Consider the following 14,193-nt stretch of genomic DNA (forward strand, 5'->3'; position numbering starts at 1 on the left):
CTGCAATGCAGCAATGTGGATATCTGCCGGTGACCCGTGCGACGTGCGCACGGCGAACGGGTCATTTTCGTCAGGGTATTCCCTCGAATATCGAGATTTTCGGCACCGTTGGGCGCAACTGGCACACGCCGTGCAATCACGGCCGGGCAACCGATGCGAGAGACCTCCATGACATCCGACGCCACCCCCGCCCTGCCGATCGCCGATACCTCGCTGCGCTACGTGCGCGTGCTGGCCCATCTGCCGGAGGGACTGGTGAGCTTCGAGTTCTCGATCGGTTGGCCTGAGCTGGCGGTGGAGTTGCTGCTGCCGCCGCAGGCCTTCGAGGAGTTCTGCCGCGTCAACCGGGTCCGGCGGCTCGACACCTGAGCACCGACCGGCCCCGGCATCCACTACTACAACCCAGGAGACCAACGACGATGAACATCGACCTGCAGGCGCGCGAGATCACCCCCTTGCGCAACACCTTCGCGCACGTCGCGACATACATCGGGGGCGACAAGACGGCCTCGCGCTACCAGGAAGCCACGCTGGGTGCGCAACCCAGGGTGAACTTCCACTACCGGCCCACCTGGGACCCGGCACACGAGCTGTTCGACGCCTCGCGCAGCGCGATCCGGCTGGCCGACTGGTACGCGCTGCGCGACCCGCGCCAGTTCTACTACGCCACCTGGACGATGACCCGTGCGCGCCAGCAGGATGCCATGGAGTCGAATTTCGCTTTCGTCGACAGCAAGCGCATGGGCGTGCTGATGAGCGACGCCCTGCGCGAACAGGTGCTCCAGGTGCTGCTGCCCCTGCGTCACGCGGCCTGGGGTGCGAACATGAACAACACCGCCATCTGCGCCTACGGCTATGGCACGGCCTTCACGGCACCGGCCATGTTCCATGCGATGGACAACCTGGGCGTGGCGCAATACCTCACCCGCCTGGGCCTGGTGATCGGCGCCCCCGAAGCGCTGGAGACGGCCAAACAGGCCTGGCTGGACGCGCCCGAATGGCAACCACTGCGCCGCCTGGTCGAGGACAGCTTCGTGGTGCAGGACCCGTTCGAGCTGTTCGTGGCTCAGAACCTGGCGCTCGATGGCCAGTTGTACCCGCTGATCTATGGCAGCTTCGTGGACGACCACGTGGCACTGCAGGGCGGCACCGCCGTGGCGATGCTGACTGCCTTCATGCCCGAGTGGCACGACGAGAGCGCACGCTGGATCGACGCCGTGATCAAGGTGGCCGCCGCCGAGTCCGAGGACAACCGCCGTCTGCTGTCGCAATGGGCACGTGCCTGGGGGGAGCGCGCCTACGCCGCGCTGGCACCGGTGGCCCGGGTGGCGCTGGGCGAGCACGCCCAGGCCGCCCTCGACGAGGCCCGCCAGGCCATGGAGGCCCGCGCCGCCAAGGCCGGTCTGGATCTCGACAACGTCTGACACCACCCCAAGGAGCACCCATGTCCAACGTCTTCATCGCCTTCCAGGCCAACGAAGAGGCCCGTCCCGTGGTGGACGCCATCATCGCCGACAACCCCGAGGCCCAGGTGGTGCACTCACCCGGCCTGATCAAGATCGATGCCCCGGGTCGGCTGACCATCCGCCGCGACACCATCGAAGGGCTGACCGGCCGCCCCTACGACCTGCAAGCCATCCACGTCAACCTGGTCACGCTGTCGGGCCACATCGACGAGGACGACGACCAGCTCACGCTGAGCTGGAAACACTGATTCGAGAACAGAAGGAGACACGCATGGACACGAGAGTTGCGAGCAAGAAGCTGGGCCTGAAGGAACGCTACGCCGCCATGACCCGCGGTCTGGGCTGGGAAACCACCTACCAGCCGATGGACAAGGTGTTCCCGTACGACACCTACGAGGGCATCAAGATCCACGACTGGGACGCCTGGCAGGACCCGTTCCGCCTGACCATGGACGCCTACTGGAAGTACCAGGGCGAAAAGGAAAAGAAGCTCTACGCCGTGATCGATGCCTTCGCGCAGAACAACGGCCAGCTCGGCATCAGCGACGCGCGCTACGTCAATGCGCTGAAGCTGTTCATCCAGGGCGTGACGCCGCTGGAGTACTACGCCCACCGGGGCTTCGCCCACGTGGGCCGGCAGTTCAGCGGCGTGGGCGCGCGCGTGGCCGCGCAGATGCAGAGCATCGACGAGCTGCGCCACTACCAGACCGAGACGCACGCCATCAGCCACTACAACAAGTACTTCAATGGCATGCACCACTCGAACCACTGGTTCGACCGCGTGTGGTACCTGTCCGTGCCCAAGAGCTTCTTCGAGGACGCCTGCACGGCCGGCCCGTTCGAGTTCCTCACCGCGGTGAGCTTCAGCTTCGAGTACGTGCTGACCAACCTGCTGTTCGTGCCGTTCATGAGCGGCGCGGCGCACAACGGCGACATGAGCACGGTGACCTTCGGCTTCTCGGCGCAAAGCGACGAGTCGCGCCACATGACGCTGGGCATCGAGTGCATCAAGTTCATGCTCGAACAGGATCCGGGCAACGTGCCGATCGTGCAGAAGTGGATCGACAAGTGGTTCTGGCGCGGCTATCGCCTGCTCACGCTGGTGGCCATGATGCAGGACTACATGCTGCCCAAGCGTGTGATGAGCTGGAAGGAGGCCTGGGAGATGTACGCCGAGGCCAACGGCGGCGCGCTGTTCAAGGACCTGGCGCGCTACGGCATCCGCGAGCCCGCGGGCTGGAAACAGGCCTGCGAAGGCAAGGACCACATCAGCCACCAGGCCTGGAACACCTTCTACAACTACAACGCCGCCGCACCCTTCCACACCTGGGTGCCCAGCGACGAGGAGATGGACTGGCTGTCGCAGAAGTACCCCGAGAGCTTCGACAAGTACCACCGTCCGCGCCTCGAGTATTTCCGCGAGCAGCAGCAGGCCGGCAACCGGTTCTACAACAAGACGCTGCCGATGCTGTGCACCACCTGCCAGATCCCGATGCTGTTCACCGAAGAGGGCGACCCGACCAAGATCTGCTATCGCGAGTCGGACTACTTCGGCAACAAGTACCACTTCTGCTCCGACCACTGCAAGCACATCTTCGACGACGAACCCGAGAAGTACGTGCAGAGCTGGCTGCCGGTGCACCAGATCTACCAGGGCCACTGCTTCCCCGAGGGCACCGACCCGACCGCCGAAGGCTTCGACCCGTTGCTGGCCGTGCTCAAGTACTACGAGATGGACGTGGGTCGCGACAACTTCGACTTCGAAGGTTCGGAAGACCAGAAAAACTTTGCCGCCTGGAAGGGCGAATCCGTGGAGAAAGGAGAAGCGAAATGAGCGTCGTCGCCACCGCCCCTTACGCGTTCCCGATGAAGGACGTGCGCGAGAACTTCCCCGCACCGCTGCTGTACATCGGCTGGGAAGACCACCTGCTGTTCTGCGCGCCCTTCTGCCTGCCACTGCCGCCGGACACCCCGTTCGGCGCGCTGTCGGCCGCGGTGCTGCCCGGCATCTACGGTTACCACCCGGACTTCGCCAGGATCGACTGGGCCCGGGCCGAGTGGAAGAAGAACGGCCAGCCCTGGACGCCCGACCCGGCCAAGTCGCTGGCCGAGAACGGCCTGGTGCACAAGGACGCGATCCGCTTCAGAACCCCTGGGCTCACAGGGATCAAAGGTTCGTTCAGCTGATCCGGCCATGAGCTACCAACTGACGATCGAGCCGCTGGGCGCGACCATCGAAGTCGAAGAAGGCCAGACCGTGCTGGACGCGGTGCTGCGGCAGGGTCTCTACCTGCCGCACGCCTGCGGCCACGGCCTCTGCGGCACCTGCAAGGTGCAGGTCTGCGATGGCGAGGTGGACCACGGCGCGGCCAACCCGTTCGCGCTGATGGACTTCGAGCGCGACGACGGCAAGACCCTGGCCTGCTGCGCCACGCTGCAGGCCGACACCACCATCGAGGCCGACATCGACGAGGAACCCGATGCGCGCGTGATCCCGGTGCGCGACTTCGCGGCCACGGTCAGCCGCGTCGAGGACCTCACGCCCACCATCAAGGCGATCCACCTGCAGCTGGACAAGGCCATCGACTTCCAGGCGGGGCAGTACGTGCAGGTGGAAATCCCGGGCGTCGGCAGCCGCGCCTTCTCTATCGCCAATCAACCCGCCGACGTGGCCGCCACCAAGGGCATCGAGCTCAACGTGCGCAAGCTGCCCGGCGGCGCCGGCACCACCTGGCTGCACGAGCAGCTCAAGGCCGGCGACCGCCTGCGCGTGGCAGGCCCCTACGGCCGTTTCTTCGTGCGCGAGTCGGCGCGCCAGCCGATGCTGTTCATGGCCGGCGGCTCGGGGCTGTCGAGCCCGCGCTCGATGATCGTGGACCTGCTCTCGCGCGGCTGCACGCTGCCGATCACCCTGGTCTACGGACAGCGTTCGCACGAGGAGCTGTACTACGACGCCGAGTTCCGCGCGCTCGCCGAACAGCACGCCAACTTCTCGTACGTGCCGGCGCTCTCGCACGAGCCCGAGGGCTCGGACTGGGACGGCTTCCGCGGCTTCGTGCACGAAGCGGCCAAGGCGCATTTCGGCGGCAGCTTTGTGGGCCAGAAGGCCTACCTGTGCGGGCCGCCGCCCATGATCGAGGCCTGCATCTCCACCCTGATGCAGGGCCGCCTGTTCGAGCGCGACATCTACACCGAGAAGTTCCTCTCGGCGGCCGACGCGCAGGCCGCCCGCAGCCCGCTGTTCCGCCGCGTCTGAGGCCCGACTATGTCAACGCTGGTGATCACGGGCGAATTCATGCACCACGTCCAGGAAAGCGCGCAGCACCGGCGAGGTGTCACCGCTGCGGTACAGACAGCTGAGCTCCAGATCCCTGAGCCGGCGGCTGTGCAGCGGCCGGAACACCACGCCCGGCAGACGCAGGTTGGATGCCGACTGCGTGGTGATGGCCGCGCCGAAGCCCACCGAGACCAGGGCCAGGGCCGTGACGGCGTCCTCGACCTCCTGTTCGACCTCGAACGGCACGCCCTCGGTGCGGAAGGCGTCGGTGACTTCCTGCGCCAGGCCGCGCATGGGCACGTTGGGATAGAGGATGAGCGGCACATCGGCCAGATCCGGCAGGCTCAGCGAGGGCCGCACGGCCAGCGGATGGGCGGCCGGAATGGCCACCATCAGCGGCTCACGCATCACCGCCTCGGTGGTGATGCCGGCCTCCCGGGGCACCAGGCGGTTGAAACCGATCGAAATGCGCCGCTCACGCAGGGCCTGCAACTGGGCGTCCTTGGTCAGGTTGTGCAGCACGATCTTGACCTCGGGCCGCGCCTCATGGAAGCGCGCCAGCATGCGCGGGATGACGTCGAGCACGCCGGAGCCGAACAGCCCGACGTCAAGCTGCCCGATCAGCCCCTGCCCGGCCAGACGCGCCCGCTCGGCCGCCCGCTGCGCGAGCGCCAGCAGGTTGGGCACTTCCTCCAGCAGGGTCCGGCCCGCCTCGGTCAAGGTCACGCCCTTGGGCGTGCGCAAGAACAGTGGCGCGCCGATCTTTTCCTCCAGCGCCTGGATGTGCCGCGTCAGCGGTGGCTGCGACAGGTGCAGGCGGGCCGCCGCGCGGCCAATGTGGCCTTCCTCGGCCACGGCGAGGAAGTGGCGCATGTCGCGCAAGTCCATGGCATCTCCTGTGTCCCACAACTCAATACCGAAATGGTATCAAACAACCAGGAAAATGGTATTGGACAGCATGGCGAAGCCCACCTATCGTCGGTCCTGTCCATCACGGTGCCGACGCTGTTCCACAAGAGCACCGGATAGGAGACGGACCTCATGCAGAAATTCACCATCCGCATCGAAAACACCGGTGAGCACTACGCCTGTACGGACAAGCGGTCCGTGCTCGAAGGCATGGTGGCGCTGGGCAGAAGAGGTATCCCCGTGGGGTGCCGCCAGGGCGGCTGCGGGGTGTGCAAGGTGCAAGTGCTTGAAGGCCAGTACGTGCGGCGTGTGATGAGCCGCGCGCACATCAGCCCCGAGGACGAGCAAAACGGCTGCGTGCTCTCGTGCCGCATCTACCCCGCCAGCGATCTGCGCGTCAGCGTGATCGGAGCAATGAAGAAGAACGTGTGCCGCCCGTTGGCGTCACTTCCACCCCCCCCAACCATGAACCAACCAAGGCAAGGAGACTCATCATGGCAATGACAGGTGTTTTGCGTCCAGGACACGCCCAGATCCGCGTGCTCGATCTGGAAGAATCGGTGAAGTGGTACACCGACGTCATGGGCTTGCAGCCCATGGGCCGCGACGGCCAGGGCCGCGCCTATTTCAAGACCCGCAACGAGCGCGATCACAATAGCGTGATCCTGCGCCAGGCCGATGAGGCCGGCATCGACTTCTTCGCCTTCAAGGTGCTGGACAAGGCCACACTGGACGACTTCGACCGCAAGCTGCAGGCCTACGGTGTCAAGACCGAACGCATCCCGGCCGGCGAACTGCTGGAAACCGGCGAGCGCGTGCGCTTCCAGATCCCCACGGGCCACAGCATCGAGCTGTATGCCGACAAAACCGATGTGGGCAATGGCAAGGGCTATCTGGACCCCGACGTCGACGTGATCGATGGCCCCGGCATCCGCCCGATCCGCATGGACCACGCCCTGCTGTACGGCGGTGACATCGACGGCAACGTCAAGCTGTTCACCGAGGTGCTGGGCTTCACGCTGGTCGAGCGCGTCAAGCTCGAGGATGGCAAGACCGACCTGGCCGTGTGGCTCACCTGCAGCGCCAAGGCCCACGACATCGCTTTCGTGCGCCACGCCGAAGACGGCAAGCTGCACCACGTGTCGTTCCAGATGCCGAGCTGGGAAAGCGTGCTGCGCGCGGCCGACATCATGAGCGTCAACCGGGTCTCGATCGACATCGGCCCCACCCGCCACGGCATCACGCAGGGCACGACGATCTACTTCTTCGACCCCAGCGGCAACCGGCTGGAAACCTTCAGCGGCGGCTACGACCACTACCCCGACATGCATCCCATCACCTGGAGCTGGGAGGAAGTGGGACGCGGCATTTTCTACCATGACCGCAAGCTCAACGACGCCTTCCTGAGCGTGGTGACCTGACCCCCCTGCGCGGCTTCGCCGCTTCCCCCCTCCCTGGCGCGCCGCTGCGCGGCGCTTGGGGGGGACGGCGCCAGTGGCCCGGCCAAGCCGGTTCCACGGCGCCTTGGCGCTTGGCACTGCTTCATTCGGATTTGTCTCATGCACCCTTCACTTGCTGTTCCTTCTTTCGTGATTTCCGCCCGGGCAGCCTCGGAGGCCTGCGGTGCCGCAGTGGCCCAGGCGGAGGCATTGGGGATTCGCATCAACGTGGCCGTGACCGATGTTTCGGGCACGTTGGTCGCGTTCCTGCGCATGCCCAATGCGTTTCTGCATTCGATCGACATCGCCATCGACAAGGCCTACACCGCGGCCAGCTTCGGCTTTCCCACGGCCGACTGGCCGCAGATCCTGGCCGGCGATGAGGGCCTGCGCATCGGCATGCCGCAGCGCGCGCGCCTGGTGACCTTCGGCGGTGGCCTGCCCATCCGCGCCGGCGAGCAACTGATCGGCGGTATCGGTGTTTCCGGCGGCTCGGCCGAGCAGGACACCGTCTGCGCCCAGGCCGCCATCGATGCCCTGCTGGCCCTGACCTGACCTCCCCCCAACGATGACCCGCGGGCATTCGCTGCCTGAGCACACCATGACCATGAAACAGTTCCTCAACTACATCAACGGCGAATTCGTCGCCACCGCCAAGACCTTCGAAAACCGCAACCCCGCCACCAATGACGTGATCGGCCTGGTGCACGAGGCCGGCCGGGCCGAGGTCGACCAGGCCGTCGCCGCAGGCCGCGCCGCGCTCAAGGGCGAGTGGGGCAAGATGAGCGTGGTGCGCCGCGCCGAACTGCTGCATGCGGTGGCCGACGAGATCAATCGCCGCTTCGACGACTTTCTCGAAGCCGAGCTGGCCGACACCGGCAAGCCGCGCTCGCTGGCCTCGCACATCGACATCCCGCGTGGCGCGGCCAACTTCAAGATCTTTGCCGACATCGTCAAGAACGTGCCGACCGAGAGCTTCCAGATGAGCACGCCCGACGGCGGCACGGCCATCAGCTACGGCGTGCGCACGCCCCTGGGCGTGGTGGGCGTGATCTGCCCCTGGAACCTGCCCCTGCTGCTGATGACCTGGAAGGTCGGCCCGGCCCTGGCCTGCGGCAACACCGTGATCGTCAAGCCCTCGGAAGAAACCCCCGCCACCGCCACGCTGCTGGGCGAGGTGATGGACAAGGTCGGCATTCCCAAGGGCGTGTACCAGGTGCTGCACGGCTTCGGCCCCGGCTCGGCCGGCGAGTTCATCACCCAACATCCCGGTATCAACGGCATCACCTTCACCGGCGAAACCCGCACCGGCGAGGCCATCATGGCCGCCGCGGCCAAGGGCGTGCGCCCGGTCAGCTTCGAGCTGGGCGGCAAGAACGCCGGCATCGTGTTCGCCGACGCCGACTTCGACAAGGCGATTGCCGGCATCACCCGCAGCGCCTTCGAGAACTGCGGCCAGGTCTGCCTGGGCACCGAGCGCGTGTACGTGCAGCGACCGATCTTCGACCAGTTCGTCGCCGCGCTGAAGGAAAAGGCCGAGGGCCTGAAGATCGGTGGCCCCGACACGCCGGGCGTGGGCCTGGGCCCGCTTATCTCGGCCGAACACAAGGCCAAGGTGCTGGGCTACTACGCCAAGGCCAGGGCCGAGGGCGCGACCATCGTCACCGGCGGCGGTGTGCCGACCATGGAAGGCGAATACGCCAACGGCCACTTCGTGCAGCCCACCATCTGGACCGGCCTGCCCGAAAGCGCCAGCGTGATCCGCGAGGAGATCTTCGGCCCCTGCTGCCACATCGCGCCCTTCGACACCGAAGAGGAGGCCATCGCACTGGCCAACGCCACCGACTACGGCCTGGCCACCACCGTCTGGACCCAGGACCTGGGCAAGGCACACCGCGTGGCCGCGGCCATCGAGGTCGGCCTGTGCTGGATCAACAGCTGGTTCCTGCGCGACCTGCGCACCGCCTTCGGCGGCGCCAAGGCCTCGGGCATCGGCCGCGAAGGCGGCGTGCATTCCCTGGAGTTCTACACCGAACTGCGCAACGTGATGGTGAAACTGTGAACGCCGCGCACAACCCCGAGATCGCCCGCAGCGTCCGCACGGGCGCGTTCAACACCAACGTGCACGACCTGGGCAGCGCCAAGCCGGGCCAGCCGCCGGTGCTGTTCATCCACGGCTCCGGCCCCGGGGTCAGCGCCTGGGCCAACTGGCGCCTGGCGATGCCGGTCATCGCCAAGGACCGCCGCGTGATCGCGCCCGACATGGTCGGCTTCGGCTACTCCGACCGCCCGGCCGGCATCACCTACAACATGGACACCTGGGTGCAGCAGGCGCTGGACCTGCTGGACGCGATAGGTGTCGAGCAGGCCGACGTGGTCGGCAACAGCTTCGGCGGCGCGCTTTCGCTGGCACTGGCCGTTCGCGCCCCGCAGCGCGTGCGCCGCCTGGTGCTCATGGGTTCCGTGGGTGTGCCCTTCCCGATCACGCCGGGCCTGGACGCGGTCTGGGGCTACGAGCCCTCGCTGGACAACATGAAGCGGATCATGGACGTGTTCGCCCACGATCGCTCCCTGGTCACCGACGAGCTGGCCGAGCTGCGCTACCAGGCCAGCATCCGCCCCGGCTTCCAGGAATCCTTCTCGGCCATGTTCCCGGCCCCGCGCCAGCGCTGGGTCGACGCCATGGCCAGCCCCGAATCGGCGATCCGCGCGCTGCCGCACGAGACGCTCATCGTGCACGGCCGCGAGGACCAGGTGATTCCGCTGCAGACCTCGCTCACGCTGAGCCAGTGGATCCCCAACAGCCAGTTGCATGTGTTCGGCCACTGTGGCCACTGGACACAGATCGAACACGCGGCGCGCTTCGCGCAACTGGTGGCCAATTTCCTGGCCGAGGCGGACGCACAGGCCGCCACGGCCCCCTGACCCATTACCCCCCGGAACACCATGGACAACTCCAAGATCCAGCACTACGGCGACGAGCTCTACCAGTCGCTGCTCAGCCGCCAGCCGGTGGCGCCGCTCACCGAGCGCGAGGCCGACATCACCATCGAGGACGCCTACCAGATCCAGTTGCGCATGATCCAGCGCCGCCTGGACGCGGGCGAGACCGTGGTGGGCAAGAAGATCGGCGTGACCAGCCAGGTCGTGATGGACATGCTGGGCGTGAACCAGCCCGACTTCGGCCACCTGCTCTCGGGCATGGTCTACAACGAAGGCCAGCCGATTTCGGTCGGCAGCATGATCGCGCCCCGGGCCGAGGCCGAGGTCGCCTTCATCCTGGCGCGCGACCTCGAAGGACCGGGCGTGACCGCGGCCGACGTGCTGCGCGCCACCGACTGCGTGATGCCCTGCTTCGAGATCGTCGACAGCCGCATCCGCGACTGGAAGATCAAGATCCAGGACACCGTGGCCGACAACGCCTCGTGTGGCGTGCTCACGCTGGGCGGCGTGCGCCGCAGCCCGCGCGACCTGGACCTCGCGCTGGCCGGCATGGTGCTGGAAAAGAACGGCGAAATCATCAGCACGTCCACCGGGGCGTCGGTGCAGGGCTCGCCGGTCAACGCGGTGGCCTGGCTGGCCAACACGCTCGGCCGCCTGGGCATCGGCCTGAAGGCGGGCGACATCATCCTCTCGGGCTCGCAATCGCCGCTGGTACCTGTGGTGGCAGGCGACAGCCTGTACTGCAGCGTGGGGGGCCTGGGCGGCACCTCCGTGCGTTTCGTGGCCTGACCAGCAAGGGAGCATCACCATGGCACTCGACAAGAACACCCTCGCCCAACTGGCCGAGCACCTCGAAAACGCCGAGCTGCAGGCCCGGGACGTCACCAAGATCACCGACGATCACCCGGACATGGACTGGGACGACGCCTACGCGATCCAGGACCTGATCCGCGCACGCAAGGAAGGCCGCGGCAACAAAACGGTGGGCCTCAAGTGCGGCCTGACCTCCTACGCCAAGATGAAGCAGATGGGCGTGGACACGCCGGTCTTCGGTTTCGTCAGCGACTACATGGCCTGCGCCGAAGGCAGCGACATCAAGACCGCCGAACTCATCCACCCCAAGGTCGAGGCCGAAATCTGTGTCGTCACCAAGGCCCCGCTCAAGGGCCCCGGCTGCCACGTGGGCGCCGTGATGGCCGCGATCGACTTCGTGATTCCCGGCGTGGAAATCATCGACAGCCGCTACCGCGACTTCAAGTTCGACCTCAAGAGCGTGATCGCCGACAACACCTCGGCCTCGCGCTTCGTCATCGGCGGCCGCTCGCGCCGGGTGGAAGAGCTGGACCTGCGCACGCTGGGCGTGGTGCTGGAGAAGAACGGCCAGATCGTGGCCATGGCCGCGGGCGCGGCCGTGATGGGCCACCCCGCCGCCGCCATTGCCGCCCTGGCCAACCACCTGGGCGCGCGCGGCCAGGAAATCCCGGCCGGCAGCTTCATCATGACCGGCGGCGTGACCGAGGCCATCGCGGTGCAGGCCGGCGACAGCGTGAACGTGCGCTTCCAGGACCTCGGGTCCGTGGGCATGCGCTTCGTCTGATCCCGGGACCGGGTACATCACCATGTCCAGCCCTGCCACGCCTCCCCGTGCCGTCACGGTGCTGATCACGCGCCGTGTCGAACCTGCCGCCGCGGCCCGCTTCGAAGCCGCCATGGCCGGCATGCTGGCCGCTGCCGACGGTTTTCCCGGCCACCTCGGCGGGCAACTGATCCGTCCCGGCGAGCCGGGCAGCGGCAATGAGCCCATGCTCTACCACGTCGTGTTCGCCTTCGACGACGAGGCGCATCTGGCGGCCTGGGAGTCCTCGCCCGAACGGGCGCACTGGCTGGCCCAGATACAGCCGCTCACGCTGGGCGAACAGCGTGACCGCGTCAGCGGCGTCGAGTACTGGTTTCAGCCGCCCGGGCCCAAGGCACCGCCGCGCTGGCGCGTGGCGGTGGTGACCTGGCTGGGCATCTTCCCGACCGTGCTGTTCCTGTTCCTGACCGTGGCCCCGCTGCTCGAGGCATGGCCGCTGGTGCCGCGCGTGGCCGTCATCACCATCCTGGTGGTGCTGATCATGACCTGGCTGGTGGCGCCGCGCCTGACGCGCTGGCTCTCGGGCTGGCTCCATGCGGGCCGCTGACCCCCCTCTTCTTCTTTTCCAGGAGTTGTTCCCCATGAGCAAGAAAATCAAATGCGCCCTGATCGGGCCGGGCAACATCGGCACCGACCTGCTGGCCAAGCTGCAGCGCAGTCCGGTGCTGGAGCCTGTGTGGATGGTGGGCATCGACCCGCAGTCCGACGGCCTCAAGCGCGCCCGCGAGCTGGGCATCAAGACCACCGCCGAGGGCGTGGACGGCCTGGTGCCGCACATCAGGGCCGATGGCGTGCAGATCGTCTTCGACGCCACCAGCGCCTACGTGCACGCCGAGAACTCGCGCAAGGTCAACGCCGAGGGCGCGCTGATGATCGACCTCACGCCCGCGGCCATCGGCCCGTACTGCGTGCCGCCCGTCAACCTGCGCGAGCACGTGGGCAAGCGCGAGATGAACGTCAACATGGTCACCTGCGGCGGCCAGGCCACCATCCCCATGGTCTATGCGGTCAGCCGCGTGCAGCCGGTGCGCTACGGCGAGATCGTCGCCACCGTCTCCAGCCGCTCGGTCGGCCCGGGCACGCGCAAGAACATCGACGAGTTCACGCGCACCACCGCCGGCGCCGTCGAGAAGGTCGGCGGCGCCAGGCAGGGCAAGGCCATCATCATCATCAACCCGGCCGAGCCGCCGCTGATCATGCGCGACACGGTGCACTGCCTGGTCGAGGGCACGCCCAATCAGGAGGCCATCACGCGTTCGATCCACGACATGATCGCCGAGGTGCAGAAGTACGTGCCGGGCTACAAGCTGGTCAACGGCCCGGTCTTCGACGGCGATCGCGTCTCGGTCTTCATGGAGGTCGAGGGCCTGGGCGATTACCTGCCCAAGTACGCCGGCAACCTGGACATCATGACCGCCGCGGCCGCACGCACCGCCGAGATGTTCGCCGAGGAAATCCTCAAGGGCGAGCTCGTGCTCGAACCCGTCGCCGCCTGAGTCCCATCCCCCGGAGAGAACACCCCATGAGCACACTGCAAGGCAAGAAGATCACCGTCCACGACATGACGCTGCGCGACGGCATGCACCCCAAGCGCCACCTGATGACGCTGGAGCAGATGAAGACCATCGCCCAGGGGCTGGATGCCGCCGGCATCCCGCTGATCGAGGTGACCCACGGCGATGGCCTGGGCGGCTCCAGCGTCAACTACGGCTTCCCGGCCCACACCGACGAGGAGTACCTGGGCGCCGTCATCCCGCTGATGAAGCAGGCCAAGGTCTCGGCGCTGCTGCTGCCGGGCATCGGCACCGTCGATCACCTGAAGATGGCGCACGGCCTGGGCGTGCACACCATCCGCGTGGCCACGCACTGCACCGAGGCCGACGTGAGCGAGCAGCACATCACGCTGGCGCGCAAGATGGAGATGGACACCGTCGGCTTTCTGATGATGGCGCACATGGCCAGCCCCGAGAAGCTGGTCGAGCAGGCCAAACTGATGGAGAGCTACGGCGCCAACTGCATCTACGTGACCGACTCGGCCGGCCACCTGCTGCCCGAGACCGTCAAGGCACGCGTGGGCGCGGTGCGCCAGGCGCTCAAGCCCGAGACCGAGCTGGGTTTTCACGGCCACCACAACCTGGCCATGGGCGTGGCCAACTCCATCGCCGCCATCGAGGTGGGGGCCAACCGCATCGATGCGGCCGCCGCCGGCCTGGGCGCGGGCGCGGGCAACACACCGATGGAGGTGCTCATCGCCGTGCTCGACCTGATGGGCGTGTCCACCGGCGTGGACGTGTTCAAGATCCAGGACGTGGCCGAGGACCTGGTGGTGCCGATCATGGACTTCCCGATCCGCATCGACCGCGACGCGCTCACGCTGGGCTACGCCGGCGTGTACGGCTCCTTCCTGCTGTTTGCCAAGCGCGCCGAGCAGAAGTACGGCGTGTCCGCACGCGACATCCTGGTCGAGATGGGCCGCCGCGGCATGGTCGGCGGCCAGGAAGACATGATCGAGGACACCGCCCT

The 14,193-nt window shown here is 67.0% G+C and carries 17 protein-coding genes; 16 read left to right on the forward strand and 1 reads right to left on the reverse strand.

The features are described 5' to 3' along the window. Positions 1–168: 168 nt before the first annotated feature. The 6 genes from PHQ87_RS08755 to PHQ87_RS08780 are packed head-to-tail and all read left to right on the forward strand — an operon-like array spanning position 169 to position 4,722. A complete protein-coding gene (locus PHQ87_RS08755) occupies positions 169–369 on the forward strand; it encodes a phenol hydroxylase subunit (protein WP_300233103.1) in 201 nt (66 codons plus the stop codon). A gap of 50 nt (positions 370–419) precedes the next feature. Beyond that, a complete protein-coding gene (locus PHQ87_RS08760; RefSeq protein ID WP_300233104.1) occupies positions 420–1,424 on the forward strand; it encodes an aromatic/alkene monooxygenase hydroxylase subunit beta in 1,005 nt (334 codons plus the stop codon). 20 nt (positions 1,425–1,444) lie between these two features. Then, on the forward strand, positions 1,445–1,714 hold the full coding sequence (locus PHQ87_RS08765) for an MmoB/DmpM family protein (RefSeq protein ID WP_300233105.1): 270 nt from the start codon (positions 1,445–1,447) through the stop codon (positions 1,712–1,714). Positions 1,715–1,737: 23 nt separating this feature from the next. Then, positions 1,738–3,300 (forward strand): aromatic/alkene/methane monooxygenase hydroxylase/oxygenase subunit alpha, encoded by a 1,563-nt coding sequence (locus tag PHQ87_RS08770; RefSeq protein WP_300233106.1) that lies wholly within the window; start codon positions 1,738–1,740, stop codon positions 3,298–3,300. Next, entirely contained in the window at positions 3,297–3,653 is a 357-nt protein-coding gene (locus PHQ87_RS08775; RefSeq protein WP_300233107.1) for a phenol hydroxylase subunit P4, read from the forward strand. The genes PHQ87_RS08770 and PHQ87_RS08775 overlap by 4 nt, the downstream gene beginning before the upstream one ends. Positions 3,654–3,660: 7 nt before the next feature. Then, complete coding sequence (locus PHQ87_RS08780) at positions 3,661–4,722, forward strand: phenol 2-monooxygenase domain-containing protein (RefSeq protein ID WP_300233108.1); 1,062 nt, start codon at positions 3,661–3,663, stop codon at positions 4,720–4,722. Between the two features lie 12 nt (positions 4,723–4,734). On the opposite strand, the gene PHQ87_RS08785 is transcribed toward PHQ87_RS08780, so the two are convergent. Next, the gene (locus PHQ87_RS08785) at positions 4,735–5,631 is read right to left on the reverse strand and encodes a LysR substrate-binding domain-containing protein (protein ID WP_300233109.1); all 897 of its coding nucleotides are present in this window, start codon (positions 5,629–5,631) and stop codon (positions 4,735–4,737) included. 153 nt (positions 5,632–5,784) lie between these two features. Here PHQ87_RS08785 and PHQ87_RS08790 point away from each other — a divergent pair, with 153 nt between their 5' ends. The 10 genes from PHQ87_RS08790 to dmpG form a co-directional block, all read left to right on the forward strand. Continuing rightward, a complete protein-coding gene (locus tag PHQ87_RS08790; RefSeq protein ID WP_300233111.1) occupies positions 5,785–6,156 on the forward strand; it encodes a 2Fe-2S iron-sulfur cluster binding domain-containing protein in 372 nt (123 codons plus the stop codon). After that, the gene (locus PHQ87_RS08795; RefSeq protein ID WP_300233112.1) at positions 6,147–7,073 is read left to right on the forward strand and encodes a catechol 2,3-dioxygenase; all 927 of its coding nucleotides are present in this window, start codon (positions 6,147–6,149) and stop codon (positions 7,071–7,073) included. Before PHQ87_RS08790 ends, PHQ87_RS08795 begins: the two co-directional genes overlap by 10 nt. Before the next feature lie 138 nt (positions 7,074–7,211). Further along, positions 7,212–7,646, forward strand: a complete 435-nt coding sequence (locus PHQ87_RS08800) for a heme-binding protein (protein WP_300233113.1) — start codon at positions 7,212–7,214, stop codon at positions 7,644–7,646. Positions 7,647–7,698: 52 nt separating this feature from the next. Next, the gene (locus tag PHQ87_RS08805) at positions 7,699–9,153 is read left to right on the forward strand and encodes a 2-hydroxymuconic semialdehyde dehydrogenase (protein ID WP_300233125.1); all 1,455 of its coding nucleotides are present in this window, start codon (positions 7,699–7,701) and stop codon (positions 9,151–9,153) included. Then, a complete protein-coding gene (locus PHQ87_RS08810) occupies positions 9,150–10,016 on the forward strand; it encodes an alpha/beta hydrolase (RefSeq protein ID WP_300233115.1) in 867 nt (288 codons plus the stop codon). Before PHQ87_RS08805 ends, PHQ87_RS08810 begins: the two co-directional genes overlap by 4 nt. 21 nt (positions 10,017–10,037) lie before the next feature. Then, positions 10,038–10,823 carry a 2-oxopent-4-enoate hydratase gene (dmpE, locus tag PHQ87_RS08815; RefSeq protein WP_300233117.1) on the forward strand — a complete coding sequence of 262 codons (786 nt, stop codon included), beginning with the start codon at positions 10,038–10,040 and terminating at the stop codon, positions 10,821–10,823. A gap of 19 nt (positions 10,824–10,842) precedes the next feature. Further along, a complete protein-coding gene (dmpH, locus tag PHQ87_RS08820) occupies positions 10,843–11,631 on the forward strand; it encodes a 2-oxo-3-hexenedioate decarboxylase (RefSeq protein WP_300233119.1) in 789 nt (262 codons plus the stop codon). 22 nt (positions 11,632–11,653) lie between these two features. Continuing rightward, a complete protein-coding gene (locus PHQ87_RS08825; RefSeq protein WP_300233120.1) occupies positions 11,654–12,217 on the forward strand; it encodes an antibiotic biosynthesis monooxygenase in 564 nt (187 codons plus the stop codon). A 34-nt stretch (positions 12,218–12,251) separates the two neighbouring features. Further along, complete coding sequence (locus PHQ87_RS08830; protein ID WP_300233122.1) at positions 12,252–13,166, forward strand: acetaldehyde dehydrogenase (acetylating); 915 nt, start codon at positions 12,252–12,254, stop codon at positions 13,164–13,166. A gap of 26 nt (positions 13,167–13,192) precedes the next feature. After that, positions 13,193–14,193 (forward strand): 4-hydroxy-2-oxovalerate aldolase (dmpG, locus tag PHQ87_RS08835; protein ID WP_300233123.1); only part of this gene is annotated, 1,001 nt, incomplete at its 3' end.

Origin of the sequence: Hydrogenophaga sp., assembly GCF_028698005.1 — a bacterium.
GTDB lineage: Bacteria > Pseudomonadota > Gammaproteobacteria > Burkholderiales > Burkholderiaceae_C > Hydrogenophaga.

Bases quoted from the DNA above. Each gene is read 5' to 3' on its own strand.
- PHQ87_RS08760 (WP_300233104.1), top strand. From the start codon at position 420: ATGAACATCGACCTGCAGGCGCGCGAGATCACCCCCTTGCGCAACACC.
- PHQ87_RS08770 (WP_300233106.1), top strand. From the start codon at position 1,738: ATGGACACGAGAGTTGCGAGCAAGAAGCTGGGCCTGAAGGAACGCTAC.
- PHQ87_RS08775 (WP_300233107.1), top strand. From the start codon at position 3,297: ATGAGCGTCGTCGCCACCGCCCCTTACGCGTTCCCGATGAAGGACGTG.
- dmpE (WP_300233117.1), top strand. From the start codon at position 10,038: ATGGACAACTCCAAGATCCAGCACTACGGCGACGAGCTCTACCAGTCG.
- PHQ87_RS08780 (WP_300233108.1), top strand. From the start codon at position 3,661: ATGAGCTACCAACTGACGATCGAGCCGCTGGGCGCGACCATCGAAGTC.
- PHQ87_RS08765 (WP_300233105.1), top strand. From the start codon at position 1,445: ATGTCCAACGTCTTCATCGCCTTCCAGGCCAACGAAGAGGCCCGTCCC.
- PHQ87_RS08805 (WP_300233125.1), top strand. From the start codon at position 7,699: ATGAAACAGTTCCTCAACTACATCAACGGCGAATTCGTCGCCACCGCC.
- PHQ87_RS08800 (WP_300233113.1), top strand. From the start codon at position 7,212: ATGCACCCTTCACTTGCTGTTCCTTCTTTCGTGATTTCCGCCCGGGCA.
- PHQ87_RS08830 (WP_300233122.1), top strand. From the start codon at position 12,252: ATGAGCAAGAAAATCAAATGCGCCCTGATCGGGCCGGGCAACATCGGC.
- dmpH (WP_300233119.1), top strand. From the start codon at position 10,843: ATGGCACTCGACAAGAACACCCTCGCCCAACTGGCCGAGCACCTCGAA.
- PHQ87_RS08795 (WP_300233112.1), top strand. From the start codon at position 6,147: ATGGCAATGACAGGTGTTTTGCGTCCAGGACACGCCCAGATCCGCGTG.
- PHQ87_RS08755 (WP_300233103.1), top strand. From the start codon at position 169: ATGACATCCGACGCCACCCCCGCCCTGCCGATCGCCGATACCTCGCTG.
- PHQ87_RS08825 (WP_300233120.1), top strand. From the start codon at position 11,654: ATGTCCAGCCCTGCCACGCCTCCCCGTGCCGTCACGGTGCTGATCACG.
- PHQ87_RS08790 (WP_300233111.1), top strand. From the start codon at position 5,785: ATGCAGAAATTCACCATCCGCATCGAAAACACCGGTGAGCACTACGCC.
- PHQ87_RS08785 (WP_300233109.1), bottom strand. From the start codon at position 5,631: ATGGACTTGCGCGACATGCGCCACTTCCTCGCCGTGGCCGAGGAAGGC.